Below are 17,879 nucleotides of genomic sequence, written 5' to 3'. Positions count from 1 at the left end.
GAGAGACCTGAACCATGACGCAAGACTTCAACCCGACGCGCCGCCGCGTTCTGCACGGCGCGGGCGCGCTCGCCGTGGCCGGCGCGATGCCGCTCTTCGCGCGCGCTCAAACGAAGCAGATTGTCGTATCGGACCCGGGCGGCCCCTACACCACCGCGTATCGCGAAGCCTTTTACGATCCGTTCGAAAAAGCGACGGGCATCAAGGTCGTCAGCGTTGCGCGCGAATCGCAGCCGGTCGCCCAGTTCTCGGCGATGGTGCAAACCAAGAACTATGTATGGGACGTCACCACGCTGACGCTCTCGGCGGACATTCCGTATCTCGAAGCGAAAGGCCTGCTGGAGCCGATCGGCCTGAAAGCGAGCGACTATCCGGACATCATGCCCGAGGCGATCACGCCCAACTGGCTCGGCGTCGATGTGTATTCGACCGTGCTCGCGTATCGCGCGGACAAGTTCAAGGACAACGGCCCGAAGTCGTGGGCGGACTTCTGGGACGTGAAGAAATTCCCCGGCCGCCGCTGCCTGCGCCGCAGTCCGCTCGACACGCTCGAGCAGGCGCTGCTCGCCGATGGCGTGCCGCTCGACAAGCTCTATCCGCTCGATGTGGACCGCGCGTTCAAGAGTCTCGACAAGATCAAGCCGCACATCAACATCTGGTGGACCTCCGGCGCGCAGGCGATGCAGGCGATCCAGAGCGGCGACGTCGACATGATCTCGACCTGGAACGGCCGCGCGCAAGCCGCGAAGGACAGTGGCGCGCCGGTGACGATCGTGTGGAATCAGGGCCTGTATTCGATCGAAGGCTGGGGCATTCCGAAGGGCACGCCGCGCGCCGAAGCCGCGAAGCAGTTCGTGCGCTTTTGCGCCGACGCGAAACGTCAGGCCATGCTCACGCGCACGCTCGCGTACGGCCCGACCAACAAGAAGTCCTTCGAGAGCATCAGCAAGGAGCGCGCGACGCTCCTGCCGACCGCCCAGGAAAACATCAAGGACATGAAGCTGCCGAGCCCGCAATGGTGGGAAGAGAACCGCCAGAAGGTCACCGAGCGGTTCAATTCGTGGATCATTTCATAAGGAGCGGACGATGAGCTCGAAACTCGAGGCGATCGGCATCGCGAAGCGCTATGGCGATTCGGTCGCGCTGGAATCGACGGACCTCGCCGTGCAGGCGGGCGAATTCCTGACGCTGCTCGGTCCATCGGGTTCGGGCAAGACGACCTTGTTGCAGATGATCTCCGGCCTCGTCGCGCCGAGCGCGGGGCGCATCGAGATCGACGGGCGCGACGTCACGCATGTCGAACCGGGCAAGCGCGGCATCGGCATGGTGTTTCAGAGCTATGCGCTGTTCCCGCACATGAGCGTGTGGGACAACGTCGCATACGGCCTGCGCATGCGCCGCAAGTCGCGCGAGGAAGTCCGCGCCGCAGTCGACGACGCCCTCGCGATGGTGCGCATGACCGAATACGCGAAGCGCTTTCCCAAGGAGCTGTCGGGCGGGCAGCAGCAGCGCATCGCGCTCGCGCGCTGCTTCGCGTACCGGCCCTCGGTGATTCTGCTCGACGAGCCGCTCGGCGCGCTCGACAAGAAACTGCGTGAACACATGCAGGCCGAGATCCGACGCCTGCACAAGGAACTGGGCGCGACCTTCGTCTACGTGACGCACGATCAGGACGAAGCGCTCACGCTCTCCGACCGCATCTGCCTGATGAACCAGGCGCGCATCGAGCAGGTGGGGACGCCCGCGGATCTCTACGATCGTCCGGCCACACGTTTTGCGGCCGGCTTCATCGGCCATTCGAATCTGCTCGAAGGCGAACTCGATGCCGCGCGCGGCGCCGCTGGCGAGCCGATCCTGCTCGCGGCGGGCGGCCGCATTCCTCTGCCGGCCGGCGCATCGGGGGCATCCGCCACGCGTCACACGCTGCTTCTGCGTCCCGAAGCCCCGCGTCTCGTCGAACCGCACAGCGGCTTTGTCGACGGCACGATCGCGGATGTCGTGTTCTTCGGCAGCGACACGCGCGTGCAGCTCTCGATGAGCGACGGCAGCGAGCTGACCGTGCGCTGCGAGCGCAGCGTGACGCCGCGTGTCGGCGACAAGGTGGGTCTCACGTGGGACCCGCATCGCACGACGTTGCTGCACGCCTGAGGAACCGCCATGACCATTGCTCTTCATGCGCACCGCGAGAACGAAGCCTCGCGGCGCGGCCGGTCCGTCGTGCTCGCGCGCTGCATGCGCTTTCTGCCGATCGTGCCCACGCTGCTGTTCCTGCTGGTGTTTTTCATCGTGCCGGTCGGGGAGATCCTGCAAGGCGGCCTCGTCAGCGCCGACGGTCAAATCGGTTTGGCGCAGTTCGAACGCATCGCGCGCACGCCCGTGTACGCGAAGGTGCTGTGGATCACCTTCGCCATATCGTTCCTGACGGCGGCGCTGTCCATCCTGCTCGGCTATCCGGTTGCGTACATGCTGAGCCGGCTGTCGGAGCGCGTGCGCGAACGCTGGCTGCTGTGGATCATGCTGCCGTTCTGGACCAGCTATCTCGTCAAGACGTACGCGTGGATGCTGCTGCTCTCGAAGACCGGCGTGCTTTCGACGATCGCGCTCTCGCTCGGCCTCGTGCGCGAGACGAGCGGCACGATACCGTCGCTGACCGGCGTGCTGATCGGCATGGTGCATTCGATGCTGCCGCTCGCCGTCATGACGATGCTTCCCGTGATGCGCGGCATCGACGACCGGCTCGCGCAGGCGGCGGAAACGCTCGGCGCGGAACGCAGCACGAGCTTCTTCACGGTGTTCCTGCCGCTCTCTTCGCCGGGCGTGGCGGCGGCGGGGCTGCTCGTGTTCATTTCGAGCCTCGGCTTCTTTATCGTGCCGGCGCTGCTCGGCTCGCCGAAGGAAACGATGATCGCGCAGCTCGTGATTTCGTCCGTCCTCGAACTCTTCGACATGCGCTTCGCCGGCGCGCTTTCGACCGTGCTGCTGGTCTGCTCGATCGTCATCTTTTTCGTCTATGACCGCATGGTCGGCCTGACGTCGCTGACGGGCGAAGTGACGGAGCGGTCGCGCGGCTCGCGCGCGCAGGGGTTCAAGCTCGCACTGCTGATGACGGCGGGCCGCGTGTTCGCGCCGTTCATGATGCGCCGCAACGCGCACGCGGACACGGCTGCGCGCGCCGCGAGCCCGCTCGGACTCTATACGTGCGTCATCATGGTGATGCTCGTCGTGCCGGTGCTGTCGGTGATTCCGTATGCGTTCACGACGAGCGACTACATCGCGTTTCCGCCGAAGCTCTTCAGCACGCGCTGGTTCGGCACCTTCATGGATTCGCCCGTGTGGCACAGCGCGATCATCCGGTCGTTCGAAGTCGGTCTGGGCACCGCGCTGCTGTCGCTGCTGCTCGGCTTCGGCGCGACGCTCGCGATGACGCGCATGCCGCGCCGCGCGAGCAAGCCGGTGTTCGCGCTGCTGGTCGCGCCGCTGATCGTGCCGCGCATCGTGGTCGCGGTGGGGCTGCTGTATCTGTTCGGCCGCCTGGGACTCACGGGCACGAATCTCGGCCTCGTGATCGGGCATACGGTGCTGGCGATTCCGTATGTGGTCGTCACGCTCGCGGCGGGCTTCCAGCGCTTCGACTGGCGTCTGGACGACGCAGCCCGCGTGATGGGCGCGTCGCCGCTGCGGCGCATCACGTCGATCGTGCTGCCTCTCTTGATGGCGAGCGTGACCGCGGCGTTCCTGTTTGCCTTCCTCGTTTCCTTCGACGATCTGACGATCGCGATCTTCGTGAGCGGCGGCATCAATTCGACGCTGCCGAAACAGATGTGGGACGACATCCAGCTCGCGGTCACGCCGACGCTCGCCGCTGTATCGACCACGCTGGTCATTCTCATCGCGCTCGTCGTGGCGGTTTCGTCCTGGCTCAAGCGCCGGGCGCGCTGAATCCCGGGCTTTTCAATCGGTATAGATATGCATCGCTATTCGGAATACTTCGCTCACCGCCACGCCGACGACGAACTCGACTGCGTGCCGCTGCTCGCGGCGGGACTGCGCCGTGAACCGTCGCGCACCGTCGCGCACTTCGAGGATCGGGCGATCACCTGCCATGACATCGCGCGGCATGTCGCGCAGTTGCAGCGCTGGTTCGCGCAGGAAGGACTCGTGCCGGGCGACCGCGTCGCGGTCATGCTCGGCAACAGCGCGGAGCACGTCCATTTGATCTACGCGCTCATGCTGAGCGGGCTCGTCTGGGTGCCGGTGAACATGAAACTGCGCGCGGCGGGCCTCGAATATCTGTTGCAGCACGCCGAGCCGAAGCTGCTCATCATCGAGGACGAATTCGATGCCGTGACCGCGACGATCGACTGCGGTTCAACACGGCGTGTGCGCATCCCCGCGTTCGACGCGCAGGAAGCGAATGCCGCATTCGTGAGCCCGGATATCGGCGTGCACGATCCGCTGTGCATCATCTACACGTCGGGCACGACGGGCGCGCCGAAGGGCGTCGTCTTCACGCACCGGATGATGCGCATCGCGGGCGAGGCGGCGTTGCGCGTCGCCGATGTGCGCGAAGGCGACCGGCTGTTCCTGTGGGAGCCGCTGTGTCATATCGGCGGCGCGCAGATGCTGCTGCTGCCGTTCCTCGAAGCCGTGACCTTGCACGCGGTGCCGCGCTTCTCGGCTTCGCAGTTCTGGCCGCAGGTCCAGCGCGCCGGCGCCACGCAACTGCATTATCTCGGCGGCGTGCTCGATATCCTCATGCAGCTGCCGCCGGACGCGCAGCCCGAGACGCACACGCTGCGCGTCGCATGGGGCGCGGGCGTGAGCGCCTCCGCGTGGGTGCCGGTGCAGGAGCGGCTCAAGGTGCGCCTGCGGGAATGCTATGGCATGACCGAATGCTCGAGCTTCGCGACCGCGAACGCGACCGGCAAGCCGGGATCGATCGGCCGCGCGCTGCCGTGGATCGAGATCGAGCTGCTCGACGACGATGGGCAGCCCGCGCAGGACGGCGAAGCGGGCGAGATCGTGTTGTCGAGCAAGGTGGATGGCACGTTTCTGCCGATGTACCTCAAGAATCCCGACGCGACCAAAGCGGCCTTGCGCAATGGCAGGCTGCACACGGGCGACCGCGCGCGCCGCGATGCCGACGGCGATTTCTTCTTCATCGGCCGGCAGACGGACAGCATGCGGGTGCGCGGCGAGAACGTATCGGCGTGGGAGATCGAGCGCATTTTCGCGGCGCATCCGGCCGTTCGCGCCAGCGCGGCGATAGGCGTGGCATCGGCGATCGGCGAGCAGGATATTCTGCTCAACGTGCAGTTCAAGGGAGAACCCGTGGACTGGGAAGCCATGCACGCGTGGGCGCGCGAGCGGCTCGCCAGTTTTCAGTTGCCGCGCTATTACCGTGCGGTGGAACGCTTCGAATTGACCGCGAGCGAGCGTATCAAGAAGCATCTGCTGCCGCGCAGCGTGGACGACGCCTGGGATCGCATGGGCCAAACGCGAGCGTAATATCGCATGACGATAGCGCTCTAGGGCTATGCGATAATTCATCAACAATCGAAAAGATGAACACGTGATGATGGAAGCGCCCAAAGTTCCGCGCAAGCGCAAGAGCCCAGCGACGAAGCCGCAGGCCGAGGCGGCGGATCCGAGCGCCTCTTCGCTGTACGTACAGTCCGTCGAGAAGGCGATGAAAGTGCTCACCGCCTTCGACGGCAGCAAGCGTCAGTTGTCGCTGTCGGAGATTTCGTCGCTCACGGGTTTCGACATGAGCGCGACGCAGCGCTTCACGTTCACGCTCGCGGCGCTCGGCTATCTATTCAAGGATGCCGACAGTCGCAAGTACGAACTGTCGCCCAGGCTGCTGGACTTCACCTACCACTATCTGACATCCAACGAGCTCGTGAGCCGGGCGACGCCGTATCTCCAGCAACTCGGCTCGGAGACGGAGGAAGCCACCAATCTCACCGTGCTCGACGACACGGACATCGTGTTCGTGCTGCGGATCGTGAGCCGCAACGTGTTCAACGCGCACGTGATCACGGGCTCGCGTCTGCCCGCCTACTGCACGGCGCCGGGGCTCGCCATCCTGGCGACGCTGCCCGACGGAGAAATCGACGACATCCTGTCGCGCACGAATCTCGTGCCGTATACGTCGTCGACCGTGTACCAGCCACGCAAGATCAAGGACCGTATCGCGCAAATCCGCAGGCAAGGGTACGCCCATACGGAAGACGAGTACTTCGTCAGCGATATTTCGACAGCGGCGGCTATCACCAATGCGCACGGGCGAGGAATCGGCGCGGTGAATATCGCGGTGGCGAGATCGCGATGGCACGCCGACCGTGACGAGCGGCGCTTCGCCGACCTGGTCATTTCGACGGCGTCGGCCATCTCGACGCGGCGTCGCCTGGAATAGCGCGAATTCATCGGCGTCGCCGATGAATCGATAAAAAATCGCTGATTCACTCCACGCAGACGCCCGCTTACACTTTCAGCAAAACGGGCGTGGGCTTTAGTTTCGCGCGCTCACACGTCCCGCTCGCATGACCTTCGTCGCGTTCTTCGATGCAGGCGGCACGGCGCTCGCGCGAACGACCGGAGTTGAAATTGGACAGCGTCAATCTCGAAGTGCTCAGAGCCGGCGAACGATGGATCGGCGAAGGGCATCGCGTGCTTCTCGTCACCGTGGTGAAGACGTGGGGCTCGTCGCCACGCCCGGAAGGCTCGATGCTCGCGGTGCGCGATGACGGCGTCGTGGCCGGCTCGGTATCGGGCGGCTGCATCGAGGATGATCTGATCGAGCGCGTGCGCCGCAGCGGCATCGAGGCACGAAGGCCGCAGGCCGTGCGTTACGGCATCAGCGCGGACGAAGCGCATCGCTTCGGCTTGCCGTGCGGCGGAACCATCGAACTCGTGCTCGAACCGCTCGACGACGCGAGCGGCATCGCGGCGTTGCGCTGCCATGTCGAGGCAGGCGAACTGGTCGCGCGCACGCTCGACATGGCGAGCGGCACGGCCAGGCTGTCGCCGGCGCGCGCGACCGAAGGTGTCTTCTTCGACGGCAAGCGGTTCGTCACGATTCACGGGCCGCGTTACCGGCTGCTCGTGATCGGCGCTGGCCAGCTTTCGCGGTATCTCTGTCAGATCGCGACGGGTCTCGATTATCACGTGACCATCTGCGATCCGCGCACGGAATATACGGACGTGTGGGATGTGCCAGGCACGACGCTCGTGCGCACGATGCCCGACGACACGGTGCTCGCGATGCGTCTCGACGAGCGCAGCGCCGTGATCGCGCTCACGCACGACCCGAAGCTCGACGATCTCGCGCTGATGGAAGCGCTCAAGACGCCTGCGTTCTACGTCGGCGCGCTCGGCTCGCGGCGCAACAACGCGGCGCGGCGTGAGCGTCTGAAAGAGTTCGATCTCTCCGATGCCGAGCTGGCGCGTCTTCATGGCCCGGCTGGCATCTACATCGGCAGCCGCACGCCGCCCGAAATCGCGATCTCGATTCTCGCGCAGCTCACGGCCGCGAAGAACGGCGTGTCGCTACCGACGATCCTGCAGGTGGAAGGTGCGAAGGCCGCGCGCGAAATCGCGGCGTCGGCCGGTTCGCTGTGTTTCGCGTGAGGCTCAGTCCTCGTCGGTGTCGTTGAGGCCGGTCGGATCTTCCTTCGCGGCTTCGACGAACATCGTCGTGAACTGATCGAGCGTGGCGAGCGTATCGCGCCCGGTGCGCGTGATGCGGTAGAACGAGAGCGGCACCTCGGGCCGCAGCGGATCGATGCGCACCTGATACCGGTAGCAGATATGTTCGCTGAATGACGGCATGACCGCCGTGCCGAGCCCTTCCTGCGCCATCGCGATGGCCGTCTGGAGATGGCCCACGACGATGCGGCGGCTCACCGTCACTTCCTCCTTCGAAAGCGTGGCCTCGATCAGCCGCTGCAAGGGATTGTCCTTCGGCAGCGTGATGAGCGGCCGATCCTCGAGCGCGGTCCAGCGAATGCCGGAACCGCGCAGCGGCGTCCCGGCTTGCGCATGCGACACCGCGACGAGCCGCGTCGGAAAGATCGGCGTGCGGTCGATGCCGGAAAGCTGCGAGAAGAACACGCCGAACGCCGCATCGAGGTGGCCTTCCTCGACCATCTGCACGAGCTCGGTCGGATTGCGGTCGACGAGTTCGATCTGAGCGTTGGGATAGACCTGCGAGAAGCGCGCGAGCACCGAGGGCATGAGGCTCGCGGCGATCATCGGCGTGCAGCCGAGCAGCAGCGACGATTGCTTCTGGCGTCCCAGTTCGTTGAGCTCGATGACCGACTTCTCGAGCGACTCCACGATCGCCATCGCCGTGGGATAGAAGAGGCGGCCTGCTTCGGTCAGCGAGACCGTGCGGGTCGTGCGTTCGAGCAGCCGGCAATTGAGCTGCGTTTCCAGTTCCCGGATGATCGCGGAGAGCGCCGCCTGGCTGAGATGCATGCTCTGAGCGGTCTTCGTGAAGCTCGACGCGTTCGCGACGCCAAGGAACACCTTGAGTTGTTTGAGGGACAGATTCATCAACGACAGCCGTTTGTAATTCGGGCGTGGGGCATGCCCGATTCTATCCCGTCTGCCGCAGCGGCTGCTGCACCTCGGGATGCAGGTGCGGCAGCCGCCGGGGCGTCACGCGAAGACGTAGCGGCCTTCTTCGTCGCGCGTGATCGCACGCCGTTGCGCCGTGTCTTCGAGCCAGCGCACCACTTCGCGGCCGTCGCGCGTGCCGGTCGCGGCCATCAGTTCGGAGAAGCGCTTCGGTCCGTCGTCGAGGGCGGCTTCGAGCGAGTCGAAGCGCGCGCCGCGATACGCCGGCGGCGTGGGCACGCGATGCTCCAGATCGCGCTCGGCGCCCGGCGCGAGCAGCGGCAGCGTGAGATCGAAGCCGGCCTTGGCCGTTTTCGTCGCGCCGAGCAGGGAAGGGTCGAGCGGCATCGCGCGCAGGCTGTCCTGAAGCACCAGATCGCGATCGGCCTGGAAGCGCGTGGCGAGCGCCCAGTCCATCTGTTCATCGGAGAATACGTCGATGTCCGGATCGACGACGAAGACATGCTTCACGTTCGCAAGCGAGGCGAACACGGCCGCGATCGCGTTGCGCGCCTCGCCCGGCACGCGCTGCTGCATCGCGATGCGCACGTTGAACATGCCGCCCGTCGCCGGATTCGCATAGACGGCCTTCACTTCGCGCACGGCCGTTTCGAGCGCGCGCCAAACGGTCACTTCCGTGCGCAACGCGGCAAGCTGGGCGGTATCGGTGCGCGCCATCGAGCGCCCGCCTATCGTGCACGTCTGAAAGACGGCGTCGCGCCTGTGCGTGATCGCGGTCAGATGAAAAACCGGGTTCGTCTTCACGCCGCCGTAGTAGCCGAGGAACTCGCCGTACGGACCTTCGGGTTCCGCATGGCCGCGCTCGTCGAGATAGCCTTCGAGGATGAACTCGGCGTCGGCGGGCACGAGCAGGTCGTTGGTCACGCACTTGACGACGCCCATCGGCGCGCCGCGCAGCGCGGCGACGAGTTCGAGCTCGTCGGCGGGAATGCGCATCGTCGCGCCGACGTGATCGACCGGATGCGTGCCGACGGCGAACGCGATCGGCGTGCGCTCGCCGCGTTTCGCGTGACCGATCGCGATGGCCCGCAGGTCCGACGGCGCAACCAGATCGATGCCGGCCGTGCGGCGTCCGCGCAGCATCAGCCGGCGAATGCCGACGTTGGTCCAGCCCATTTCGGGATCGACGGCGAAGTCGATCGACGCCGAGATGTACGGCGCGCCGTCCAGATCATGCTGGAGATGCACGGGCAGGGCGGTGAAGTCGCATTCGTCGCCGGTCAGCACGACCTGCTGCACGGGCGCTTCCTCACGGCTCACTTCGACGAGCTTGCCCTTCACGCGCAGACGTTCGCGCACGGTGTCGAGCAGGCGCTGCGGCGTCGTGTCGAACGCTTTCGCGAGACGCGAGCGGCTTGCGGCGACGCTGCCCGCGAGCGATATCGCGCCGCCGGACGGCCGGCTGAACCATACGGCGCGCGGATTGCCTTCCATGATGCCGGCGATGTCGGCGAGATCGACGCTCGCGTCATGGCGTTCGAGCTCGGTCTCGTCGAGCGATTCGAGGAAGCGGCGCAGGCGGAAGCGTTCGAGGTCGGGGGCGGGCGTGCCGTCGACGGTCGAGGGAATGGCGGTCTTGGGTCTCAATCTGGGTTCCTTGATGCGTGGATTCGTCGTGCGAGGCGGCGGCTTCGCGAAATCGTCAGAAGCGTGCTGAAAGCGCCGTCGCCGCGAGATGCGCGGCAAAGCCGCTCGCGCCGCTCGCGGGCATTTCGGGCGCGAGATGCAGGAACTGCTTCACCGCGCGCAGCGTGACGGCGCTGCATCCGAGCAGCGTGTCGACGAGCGCATCCGCTTCGGCGTCGAGGCTCGCGGCGGGCACGACGCGGCTCACGAGCCCCGCCTGCAGCGCTTCGCCCGCGGAAAGACGCGCGCGGCTCAGCACCATGTGCGCGACGGTCTTCACCGGCACGCGGCCGATCAGCGCCGACATCACGAGGGTCGGCGGAATATCGCGTTCCATCTCGGGAATCTGGAACACGGCGTCGTCGGATGCGAGCGCGATGTCGCACACGCCCGCGAGCGCGCAGCCCACGCCGAGCGCTTCGCCGCGCACGACCGACACCACCGGCACGCGCACGGCCTTGAGCGCGTCATAAAGCGCGAGCGGCGGCGCGGCGACCACGCGGCGCAGCGTTTCGGCGGACGGCTTCGCGTCCTTCGGCGGCATCGGCGAGAGGCGGCCGCGGCAGAAGTCGGGACCGCTCGAGAGGATGCGCACGAGCTTCACTTCGTCGTCGAGCGCCGTGACGGTCGCGATGATCGTCTCGCTCATCGGCGCATCGATCAGATTGCCGTTCTCCGGATGGTCGAGCACCACGTCCAGGAGCGGGCCGTGGCGATGGATGGCGACGTGAGGGCTGGTCATGCTGGTTTCCTTATTGAAGCGTGTTCATGCGTCGCGGTGGATGAATTCCCATACGACTTTCGGCGTGGCGGGCATCGCGAGTTCGTCGGTGCCGAATTCCTTCAGTGCGTCGGCGAGGGCGTTGAAGATCGTGGCGGTGGCGGGCGTGATGCCGCTTTCGCCGCCGCCCTTCACGCGCAGCGGATTGCCATGCGTCGGATCTTCGGTGAGTTCGAGGTTCAGGCGCGGAATCACGCCCGCGCGCGGCATGCCGTAGTCCATATACGAGCCGGTCAGCACCTGACCTGTCTCGCGATCGAGATAGCAGGTTTCCGAGAGCGCCTGGCCGATGCCCTGCGCGAGCCCGCCGTGCACCTGGCCTTCGACGATCAGCGGATTGATCGGCTGGCCGACATCGTCGACGGACGTGTAGTTGACGAGCTTCACGATGCCCGTGTCCGGGTCCACTTCGAGCTCGCAAATGGCCGCGCCCGTCGGATGCGCGGGCACGCGCGTGTTCACTTCGGCTTCGGCGTAGAGCTTGCGCGTGGCGCCATCGCCTGGCAGGCCGTCGCGCGCGATGTGCGCCGCCACGTCGAAAAGACCGATTTCACGCGATGACGCCGCGTCCGAAAACGCACCGTTCGTGAAGGTCACGCGCTCGGGCGAGACATCGAACAGTTCGGCGGCGACGCGCTTGCCAAGCGCTACGATCTGCGCGGCGGTATCGACGAGCAGCATGCCGCCGAGGCGCATCGAGCGGTCCGAGTGGCTGCCGCCGCCTACGCTTACGAACGCGGTGTCGCCGGTGCGCAGCGTGATCGAATCGATCGGCACGCCGAGATGCTGCGCGATGACCTGCGCGAACGTCGTTTCGTGACCCTGACCGGTGGACTGCGTACCGGAGACGATATCGATGCGGCCATCCGGCGACACGGTCAGCTCGATACGTTCGCGCGGCGCGCCCACCGGCGACTCGATGTAGTTCGCGAGCCCGATGCCGCGCAGCATGCCTTTCTCGCGCGAAGCCGCGCGGCGCGCCTCGAAACCGTCCCATTCCGCGAGTTCCAGCGCACGCGCCATGTTGCGCGCGAATTCGCCGCTGTCGTAGGTGAGACCCATCGGGCTGCGGTACGGCAGCTTGTCGCGCGCGATCAGATTGCGGCGGCGGATCTCCGCGCGGTCGAGCCCGAGTTCCGCCGCCGCGAGATCGAGCATGCGCTCGATCACATGCGTCGCTTCCGGGCGGCCCGCGCCGCGATACGGCGCGGTCGGCACCGTGTTCGTCAGCACGGCGCTGATGTGCACCGCGGCGAGCGGCACGTCGTAGACCGTCGTCATGATGCGCGTGCCGTTCGACATCGGCACATAGGACACCGTATGCGCGCCGACGTTGCCGATCCACTCGTTGTCGATGGCGAGAATGCGGCCATCGCGCGAGAAGCCGAAGGTGGCGCGGATGATCTGGTCGCGGCCCTGATAGTCGGAGAGGAACGCTTCGCTGCGATCGCTCGTCCACTTCACCGGCCGCCCGATGCGCCGCGCGGCCCACACGACGGCGAGCTGCTCGACGTAGATGAACGAGCGCGGGCCGAAGCCGCCGCCGGTATCGGGGCACACCACGCGCACCTGCTCGGGCGGCACTTTCAGCGCGAGCGCGAGGCAGATTTTTTGCCGCACCGCGCCCTGGCTGCCCGAGATCAGCGTGTAGACGCCGCTTTCGCCGTCGAAGACGCCGATCGCGCCGCGCGGCTCCATCTGGCAATTCACCACGCGGCTGTGATGGAACTCGCGCGTGAGCACGAACGGCGCATCGGCGATGATGCGGCGCGCTTCGTCGCGATCGCCGATCTGCGTCTGGAAGCACAGATTGTTCGCCGCGCCGTCCCACAACTGCGGCGCGCCGTCCTGCATCGCATCGGCGGCATTGACGATGGCGTCGAGCTCGTCGTAGTCGACCTCGATCATTTCCGTCGCGTTGCGCGCGGCGAGCGCGGTTTCGGCGATGACCATCGCGATCGGCTCGCCGACGTAGCGCACGCGGTCGATCGGCAGCGGAATATGCAACTGGTTGAAGATCTCGCCGGTCAGCGAAGTGAGGAATGCTTTCTTCGTGGCATCGACGGCATCGATGGGATTGGGCACGTGATCGACGCCCTGATAGCCGTCGTCGAGATAATCCTGGCCGACGAGCACCGCGATCACGCCGGGCGCCTCGCGCGCGGCCGAAACATCGACGGAGCGCAGCGCCGCGTGCGCGTGCGGCGAGCGCAGGAAGGCCGCATGCACCTGGCCATCGACACGCAGGTCGTCGGTGTATTGGCCGTTGCCGGTCACGAAGCGCCGGTCTTCGAGGCGCGGGAGGGGTTGGCCGATCATCGCTTGACGTCCTCCGTGGTGGCGTCGGCGAGCGCCGGATACATTTCGTGCGCCGCGTGGCGCACGGCTTCGATGATGTTCACGTAGCCCGTGCAACGGCAGATATTGCCTTCGAGCGCGTGGCAGATGCTTTCCTCGTCGAGCGACGGCTGCTGGCGCAGATAGAAGCTCGACGACATGATCATGCCCGGCGTGCAGAAGCCGCATTGCAGGCCGTGGCACTGCACGAACGCGTTCTGTACCGGGTGCAGCGGCGCATCTTCGTTTTCACGCAGCCCTTCGACCGTCGTGACCGTGCCGCCGCTCGCTTGCGCGGCAAGCACCGTGCACGACTTCACCGATACGCCGTCGAGATGCACCGTGCACGCGCCGCACTGGCTCGTGTCGCAGCCGACATGCGTGCCGGTGAGGCGCAGCGTCTCGCGCAGGAATTCGACGAGCAGCGTCTCGTCGGGCACGGTGCGCTTCACGTCGACGCCGTTTACGCGTAACTGAATTTCAGCCATGGTTCGTTCCCCGCGTGCTCACTGCGACGCATCGGCGTTCGCCGGGGCGCTCATGGTCGCGTTGAAGCGCGTGAAGAATTCCGCCGCGAGCTTGTTGGCCACCGACGTGACGAGGCGCGAGCCGATCTGCGCGAGCTTGCCGCCCACCTGCGCATCCGCCACATACGTGAGGAGCGTGCCGCCTTCGTCGGCGTCGGCGAGGGTGACTGTCGCGTTCATCTTGCCGAAGCCCGCGATGCCGCCTTCGCCCTGGCCCAGGATCTTGTAGCCGTTCGGGCCGTCGCGATCCGAAATCACGAGCGTGCCCTTGAAACGCGCCTTGACGGGGCCGACCTTGGCGACCACCACGGCCTTGTACTCGTCGTCGCTTTCGCCGATGAATTCCTCGCAGCCCGGCACGCATGCCTGCAGCACTGCGGGATCGTTCAAGCCTTCCCATACCTGCTCACGCGTGGCGGCTATGGTCTGCGATCCGGTGAACTCCATGTGTGTGTCTCCTGAAAACTGTTTAGGCAGGCTGACGCAGCGGCTGCGCCAGCAGCGCCTGCAATGCGCGGCGCGTGTAGGTTTCGATCAGATGGGCGCGATACGCCGACGAGCCGTTGGCGTCGTCGGGCAGCATGCCGGCGTCCATCTTCAGTGCGCTGAGCGCGGTGTCGGAAAGATCGGCGGCGAGCGCGGCTTCGGCGTCGAGCCAGCGGAACACCGACGCACCCGCGCCGGTGACCGCCACGCGAATCGAATCCGCGAACTGCGCGATGAACACGCCCGCCACGGCGTAGCCCGATGCCGGCTGGCGGAACTTCGCATAGGCGGCGCGTAACGGGAGCGGATATTCGAAGCCCGTCACGAGCTCGGCCGGTTCCAGCGCGGTCTCGAAGGTATCGACGAAAAAGTCGTCGGCGGCGATGCGCCGTTGCGACGTGAGCACCTGCGCGTTCAGCGCGAGCACGGCGCTCGGATAGTCGGCGGCGGGGTCGTTGTTCGCGACCGAGCCGCCCATCGTGCCGCGATTGCGCACCTGGGGATCGGCGATCAGGTTCGCGAGCTGCGCGAGCGCTGGAATTGCTTCGGCGACCACGGGCGAAGCGGCCACTTCCGCATGCTTCGTCAGCGCGCCGACGCGCAGCACGCCGCCTTCGACGCTCACGCCGCGCATTGCTTCGATGCGCGTGAGGTCGATCAGATGCGAAGGCGCGGCGAGCCGCTGCTTGAGGGTGGGAATCAGCGTCATGCCGCCCGACAGCGGCCGGGCGTCCTCGTGCTCGCGCAGCCATGCGGCTGCTTCGTCGAGCGACGACGCGCGCAGATATAGGGTCTCGTACATGAAGTCTCCTGCGGCCCGTGGCCGTCAGGCCTGTTTCAGCCAGTTTTCGAGTGAGGTCGCGAGGGCGACGGGCGCTTCGTACATGGGGTAATGGCCCGCGTTCGCGATGCTCTCGACGCTTGCGTGCGGATACCAGGCGAGCCAGGTTCGGTTCATCACGTCGGCGGTCAGCGTGGGATCGTGCTCGCCGATGAAGAGCTTCACCGGCGTTTCGTTGCCTATCACCTCGGCCGAAAAATCGCTCGCCGCCCAGTGCGGCAGATAGCCCGCGAATGCATCGGCGCGCGATACCCGCTGCGATTCGCGCGCGAGATGCCCAGTGAAACGCGGCGCGAGGCGGTTGCCGGTCGAGAACGCGATGATCGCCGCACGCCGCTCGATATCATCGACGGCGGCGCGAAACCCGGCGAGGCGCGATTCGTCCATGCGCGAGCCGCACGCGGGCACCGCGCACACGCCCGCCATGCGCTCGATGCGGTTGCGCGCGGCGAGCAGCACGCGCTGGATCGCGACGCCGCCCATCGAATGACCGATCAGGCTGAAGGTGTCCCAGCCGAGATGATCGGCGAGCGCCAGCACGTCCTCTGCGGCTTCATCGAAGGTGAACGCGCCGTCGCGCTCGCGCGAGCGGCCGTAGCCGCGATAGTCGAAGAAGACGTAGGTGAACGCATCCGTGTCGAGAGCGGAAACGAGCGGCTGCCAGTCGTCGGCGCTGCCGAACCAGCCGTTCATCGCGAGCACCTTGCGCGGGCCGTCGCCGACCTTCACGTAGCCGTTGAGCGCCTGCGTCATGCCGCGGCCTCCGCTTCACCGGACGCGAACGCGAACGCGGGTGCAATACAGCCGCGGCATTCCCCGAAGCCGATCGATACCGCGCCCGCTTTCGTCGCGCGCGCGCTCAGCACGATTTCGTCGCCGTCTTCGAGCGCGGTGCGCGTTTCGCCGTTCGGCAGGCGCAGCGGATCGCGGCCTGCGTTGGTCAACTCCGTGATGCACGCGCGCGCCGCGTCTTCCGCGCCGGAAATCGTGCCGCTGCCGAGCAGGTCGCCCGGGCGCAGATTGCACCCGTTGCTCGTGTGATGCGCGACCATCTGCGCGAACGTCCAGTACAGATTGTCCAGATGCGTGTGCGTGATGCGCACTGCGTCGGCGCCGGCTTCGCGCAATTGCCGCGTCGACAGATGCGCGTGCAGTGCCAGATGCAGCCCGCCTTCCTGCTGGTCGCATGCGCCGTGCAGATGCGCCATGAGCGGCGGGTCATCCGATGCACGCGCAACCGGCGCCTTGCGGAACGGCGCGAGCGCCTCGGACGTGACGATCCACGGCGACACGCTCGAATGGAAGCTCTTGCCGAGAAACGGGCCGAGCACCTGTTCGAACCACTGAATGCTTTTCGCGGACCAGTCGTTGAGCAGCGAATAACCGAAGATGTGCGCGGGCGCATCGTCGACGGCGATCGGCTGCGTGAACGCATTGCCCTGGCCGATCCACGCCGCCAGCTCCAGCTCGAAATCGAGCGCGGGCGCGGGGCCGAACACGATCTGTCCGTTCGGATCGCGATACTGGCCGTGCGGACGGCGCACGTCGCCGCCGCTCACGCGCAGCGACGAAGCGCGTCCGTGATACGCGATGGGCAGCGACTTGAACGCAGGCGGCAGCGGATCGGCGAGACCCTTGTAGCGCCCGTGCCGCTCGGTGTGATGCAGCGACGTCAGAAAGTCCGTGTAGTCGCCGACTTCGCACGGCAGGCGCAGCGCGAGCGTGTCGATGCGCGGCAGCAGCGCATCGGCCTGTTGCTGCACGCGGGCACGCTGCGGCGCGTCGCTCTTCAGCAGATCGGAAAGCGCGGCGCGCAGGGCGCTCGCATAGCGGTGCGGCATCGCCATCAGGCGGTTCATCGTGCCGTCGCGCGTGGCTTCGCAGGCGAGCGCCGCGTCGCTGCCCGCGTCGAGCAGGCCGCTGTCGGCGAGCGCGCGCAGATCCACGGCATGCTCGCCGATGGCCACGCCGGCGCGCGCGACGCCATCGCGCTCGAAAGCGCCGAACGGCAAGTTCTGGATCGGGAAATCCGCCCCGGGCAGGTTGGCCGAGTCGACCCAGCTATGTCGGGCCGGATCGTGTGTGGCGTTGAGTGCGGTCATGCGAGGGGCGTCTCCGGTACGGCGTTTTTTCGTTCTTCGACCCACGCGTCGAGCCCGGCATGAGCGTGCGTGCGATACGACGCGAGCGTTTCGGCCGGCGCGACGGGCACCGTCAGTTCGAGCCGCAAGCCGTTCGGATCGAAGAAGTAGATCGAGCGCACGAAATGATGATCGGTCACGCCGAGGACCTCGATGCCGTGCTCGACGAGGCGCTGCTTCATCGTTTCGAGCTGCTCGAGCGTGGCGAGGCGCAGCGCGATGTGGTTGACCCATGGCGGCGTGTTCGGCGAAGGCTCGGCGGCGGTGTTATCGCCGAGATCGAAGAACGCGATATTCGAGCCGTCCGCCATCTCGAAGAACAGATGCACGTACGGGCAGTATTCGCCCGTGCTCGGCACGCGGTCGAGGCGGATCAGATGAACCAGCGGAAGGCCGAGGATGTCCTCGTAGAAATGGCGCGTTTCTTCGGCATTGCGGCAACGCCACGCGAAATGGTGCAGGCCGAGCACCGGCGGCAGGGAATCGGGCATGCTGTG

At 66.4% G+C, this 17,879-nt stretch carries 16 protein-coding genes; 6 read left to right on the top strand and 10 right to left on the bottom strand.

Annotated elements, in window-relative coordinates:
* Window positions 1-14 precede the first annotated feature (14 nt).
* The 6 genes from AC1Z32_RS38070 to AC1Z32_RS38045 all read left to right on the top strand — a co-directional run bounded on the left by AC1Z32_RS38070 (window position 15) and on the right by AC1Z32_RS38045 (window position 7,632).
* On the top strand, window positions 15-1,076 hold the full coding sequence (locus AC1Z32_RS38070) for an ABC transporter substrate-binding protein (RefSeq protein WP_483484012.1): 1,062 nt from the start codon (window positions 15-17) through the stop codon (window positions 1,074-1,076).
* A 10-nt stretch (window positions 1,077-1,086) separates the two neighbouring features.
* Window positions 1,087-2,148, top strand: a complete 1,062-nt coding sequence (locus AC1Z32_RS38065; RefSeq protein WP_483484011.1) for an ABC transporter ATP-binding protein — start codon at window positions 1,087-1,089, stop codon at window positions 2,146-2,148.
* Window positions 2,149-2,157: 9 nt separating this feature from the next.
* A complete protein-coding gene (locus AC1Z32_RS38060; RefSeq protein ID WP_483484010.1) occupies window positions 2,158-3,939 on the top strand; it encodes an ABC transporter permease subunit in 1,782 nt (593 codons plus the stop codon).
* Window positions 3,940-3,966: 27 nt separating this feature from the next.
* Window positions 3,967-5,508: an AMP-binding protein gene (locus AC1Z32_RS38055; protein ID WP_483484009.1), complete on the top strand. Its 1,542-nt coding sequence runs from the start codon at window positions 3,967-3,969 to the stop codon at window positions 5,506-5,508.
* A gap of 67 nt (window positions 5,509-5,575) precedes the next feature.
* A complete protein-coding gene (locus AC1Z32_RS38050) occupies window positions 5,576-6,418 on the top strand; it encodes an IclR family transcriptional regulator (RefSeq protein WP_483484008.1) in 843 nt (280 codons plus the stop codon).
* A 191-nt stretch (window positions 6,419-6,609) separates the two neighbouring features.
* Entirely contained in the window at window positions 6,610-7,632 is a 1,023-nt protein-coding gene (locus AC1Z32_RS38045) for an XdhC family protein (protein WP_483484007.1), read from the top strand.
* A 3-nt stretch (window positions 7,633-7,635) separates the two neighbouring features.
* Here AC1Z32_RS38045 and AC1Z32_RS38040 read toward each other — a convergent pair whose 3' ends face one another.
* From AC1Z32_RS38040 to AC1Z32_RS37995, 10 genes are all read right to left on the bottom strand, one after another.
* Window positions 7,636-8,559, bottom strand: a complete 924-nt coding sequence (locus AC1Z32_RS38040; RefSeq protein WP_483484006.1) for a LysR family transcriptional regulator — start codon at window positions 8,557-8,559, stop codon at window positions 7,636-7,638.
* A 105-nt stretch (window positions 8,560-8,664) separates the two neighbouring features.
* The gene (locus AC1Z32_RS38035) at window positions 8,665-10,230 is read right to left on the bottom strand and encodes a UbiD family decarboxylase (RefSeq protein ID WP_483484005.1); all 1,566 of its coding nucleotides are present in this window, start codon (window positions 10,228-10,230) and stop codon (window positions 8,665-8,667) included.
* A 55-nt stretch (window positions 10,231-10,285) separates the two neighbouring features.
* Entirely contained in the window at window positions 10,286-11,011 is a 726-nt protein-coding gene (locus AC1Z32_RS38030; RefSeq protein ID WP_483484004.1) for an enoyl-CoA hydratase/isomerase family protein, read from the bottom strand.
* A 24-nt stretch (window positions 11,012-11,035) separates the two neighbouring features.
* Complete coding sequence (locus AC1Z32_RS38025) at window positions 11,036-13,369, bottom strand: xanthine dehydrogenase family protein molybdopterin-binding subunit (RefSeq protein WP_483484003.1); 2,334 nt, start codon at window positions 13,367-13,369, stop codon at window positions 11,036-11,038.
* A complete protein-coding gene (locus tag AC1Z32_RS38020; RefSeq protein WP_483484002.1) occupies window positions 13,366-13,875 on the bottom strand; it encodes a (2Fe-2S)-binding protein in 510 nt (169 codons plus the stop codon). Before AC1Z32_RS38020 ends, AC1Z32_RS38025 begins: the two co-directional genes overlap by 4 nt.
* Before the next feature lie 18 nt (window positions 13,876-13,893).
* Entirely contained in the window at window positions 13,894-14,361 is a 468-nt protein-coding gene (locus AC1Z32_RS38015; RefSeq protein ID WP_483484001.1) for an SRPBCC family protein, read from the bottom strand.
* A gap of 22 nt (window positions 14,362-14,383) precedes the next feature.
* Window positions 14,384-15,202 carry an FAD binding domain-containing protein gene (locus AC1Z32_RS38010; protein WP_483484000.1) on the bottom strand — a complete coding sequence of 273 codons (819 nt, stop codon included), beginning with the start codon at window positions 15,200-15,202 and terminating at the stop codon, window positions 14,384-14,386.
* 24 nt (window positions 15,203-15,226) lie between these two features.
* On the bottom strand, window positions 15,227-15,994 hold the full coding sequence (locus tag AC1Z32_RS38005; protein ID WP_483483999.1) for an alpha/beta fold hydrolase: 768 nt from the start codon (window positions 15,992-15,994) through the stop codon (window positions 15,227-15,229).
* Window positions 15,991-17,343, bottom strand: coding sequence for a fumarylacetoacetase (gene fahA / locus AC1Z32_RS38000; RefSeq protein ID WP_483483998.1), 1,353 nt, complete (start codon window positions 17,341-17,343; stop codon window positions 15,991-15,993). The genes AC1Z32_RS38005 and fahA overlap by 4 nt, the downstream gene beginning before the upstream one ends.
* Entirely contained in the window at window positions 17,340-17,873 is a 534-nt protein-coding gene (locus AC1Z32_RS37995) for a VOC family protein (protein WP_483483997.1), read from the bottom strand. The genes fahA and AC1Z32_RS37995 overlap by 4 nt, the downstream gene beginning before the upstream one ends.
* Window positions 17,874-17,879: the final 6 nt, after the last annotated feature.

The organism is Caballeronia sp. 11_S32 (genome assembly GCF_056930355.1).
This window is presented reverse-complemented; position numbering and strand designations above follow the sequence as displayed.

What these genes read in the sequence shown, in the direction of transcription:
- AC1Z32_RS38070 (WP_483484012.1), top strand. Translation starts at nt 15, where the DNA reads ATGACGCAAGACTTCAACCCGACGCGCCGCCGCGTTCTGCACGGCGCG.
- AC1Z32_RS38065 (WP_483484011.1), top strand. Translation starts at nt 1,087, where the DNA reads ATGAGCTCGAAACTCGAGGCGATCGGCATCGCGAAGCGCTATGGCGAT.
- AC1Z32_RS38060 (WP_483484010.1), top strand. Translation starts at nt 2,158, where the DNA reads ATGACCATTGCTCTTCATGCGCACCGCGAGAACGAAGCCTCGCGGCGC.
- AC1Z32_RS38055 (WP_483484009.1), top strand. Translation starts at nt 3,967, where the DNA reads ATGCATCGCTATTCGGAATACTTCGCTCACCGCCACGCCGACGACGAA.
- AC1Z32_RS38050 (WP_483484008.1), top strand. Translation starts at nt 5,576, where the DNA reads ATGATGGAAGCGCCCAAAGTTCCGCGCAAGCGCAAGAGCCCAGCGACG.
- AC1Z32_RS38040 (WP_483484006.1), bottom strand. Translation starts at nt 8,559, where the DNA reads ATGAATCTGTCCCTCAAACAACTCAAGGTGTTCCTTGGCGTCGCGAAC.
- AC1Z32_RS38030 (WP_483484004.1), bottom strand. Translation starts at nt 11,011, where the DNA reads ATGACCAGCCCTCACGTCGCCATCCATCGCCACGGCCCGCTCCTGGAC.
- AC1Z32_RS38025 (WP_483484003.1), bottom strand. Translation starts at nt 13,369, where the DNA reads ATGATCGGCCAACCCCTCCCGCGCCTCGAAGACCGGCGCTTCGTGACC.
- AC1Z32_RS38020 (WP_483484002.1), bottom strand. Translation starts at nt 13,875, where the DNA reads ATGGCTGAAATTCAGTTACGCGTAAACGGCGTCGACGTGAAGCGCACC.
- AC1Z32_RS38015 (WP_483484001.1), bottom strand. Translation starts at nt 14,361, where the DNA reads ATGGAGTTCACCGGATCGCAGACCATAGCCGCCACGCGTGAGCAGGTA.
- AC1Z32_RS38010 (WP_483484000.1), bottom strand. Translation starts at nt 15,202, where the DNA reads ATGTACGAGACCCTATATCTGCGCGCGTCGTCGCTCGACGAAGCAGCC.
- AC1Z32_RS38005 (WP_483483999.1), bottom strand. Translation starts at nt 15,994, where the DNA reads ATGACGCAGGCGCTCAACGGCTACGTGAAGGTCGGCGACGGCCCGCGC.
- fahA (WP_483483998.1), bottom strand. Translation starts at nt 17,343, where the DNA reads ATGACCGCACTCAACGCCACACACGATCCGGCCCGACATAGCTGGGTC.
- AC1Z32_RS37995 (WP_483483997.1), bottom strand. Translation starts at nt 17,873, where the DNA reads ATGCCCGATTCCCTGCCGCCGGTGCTCGGCCTGCACCATTTCGCGTGG.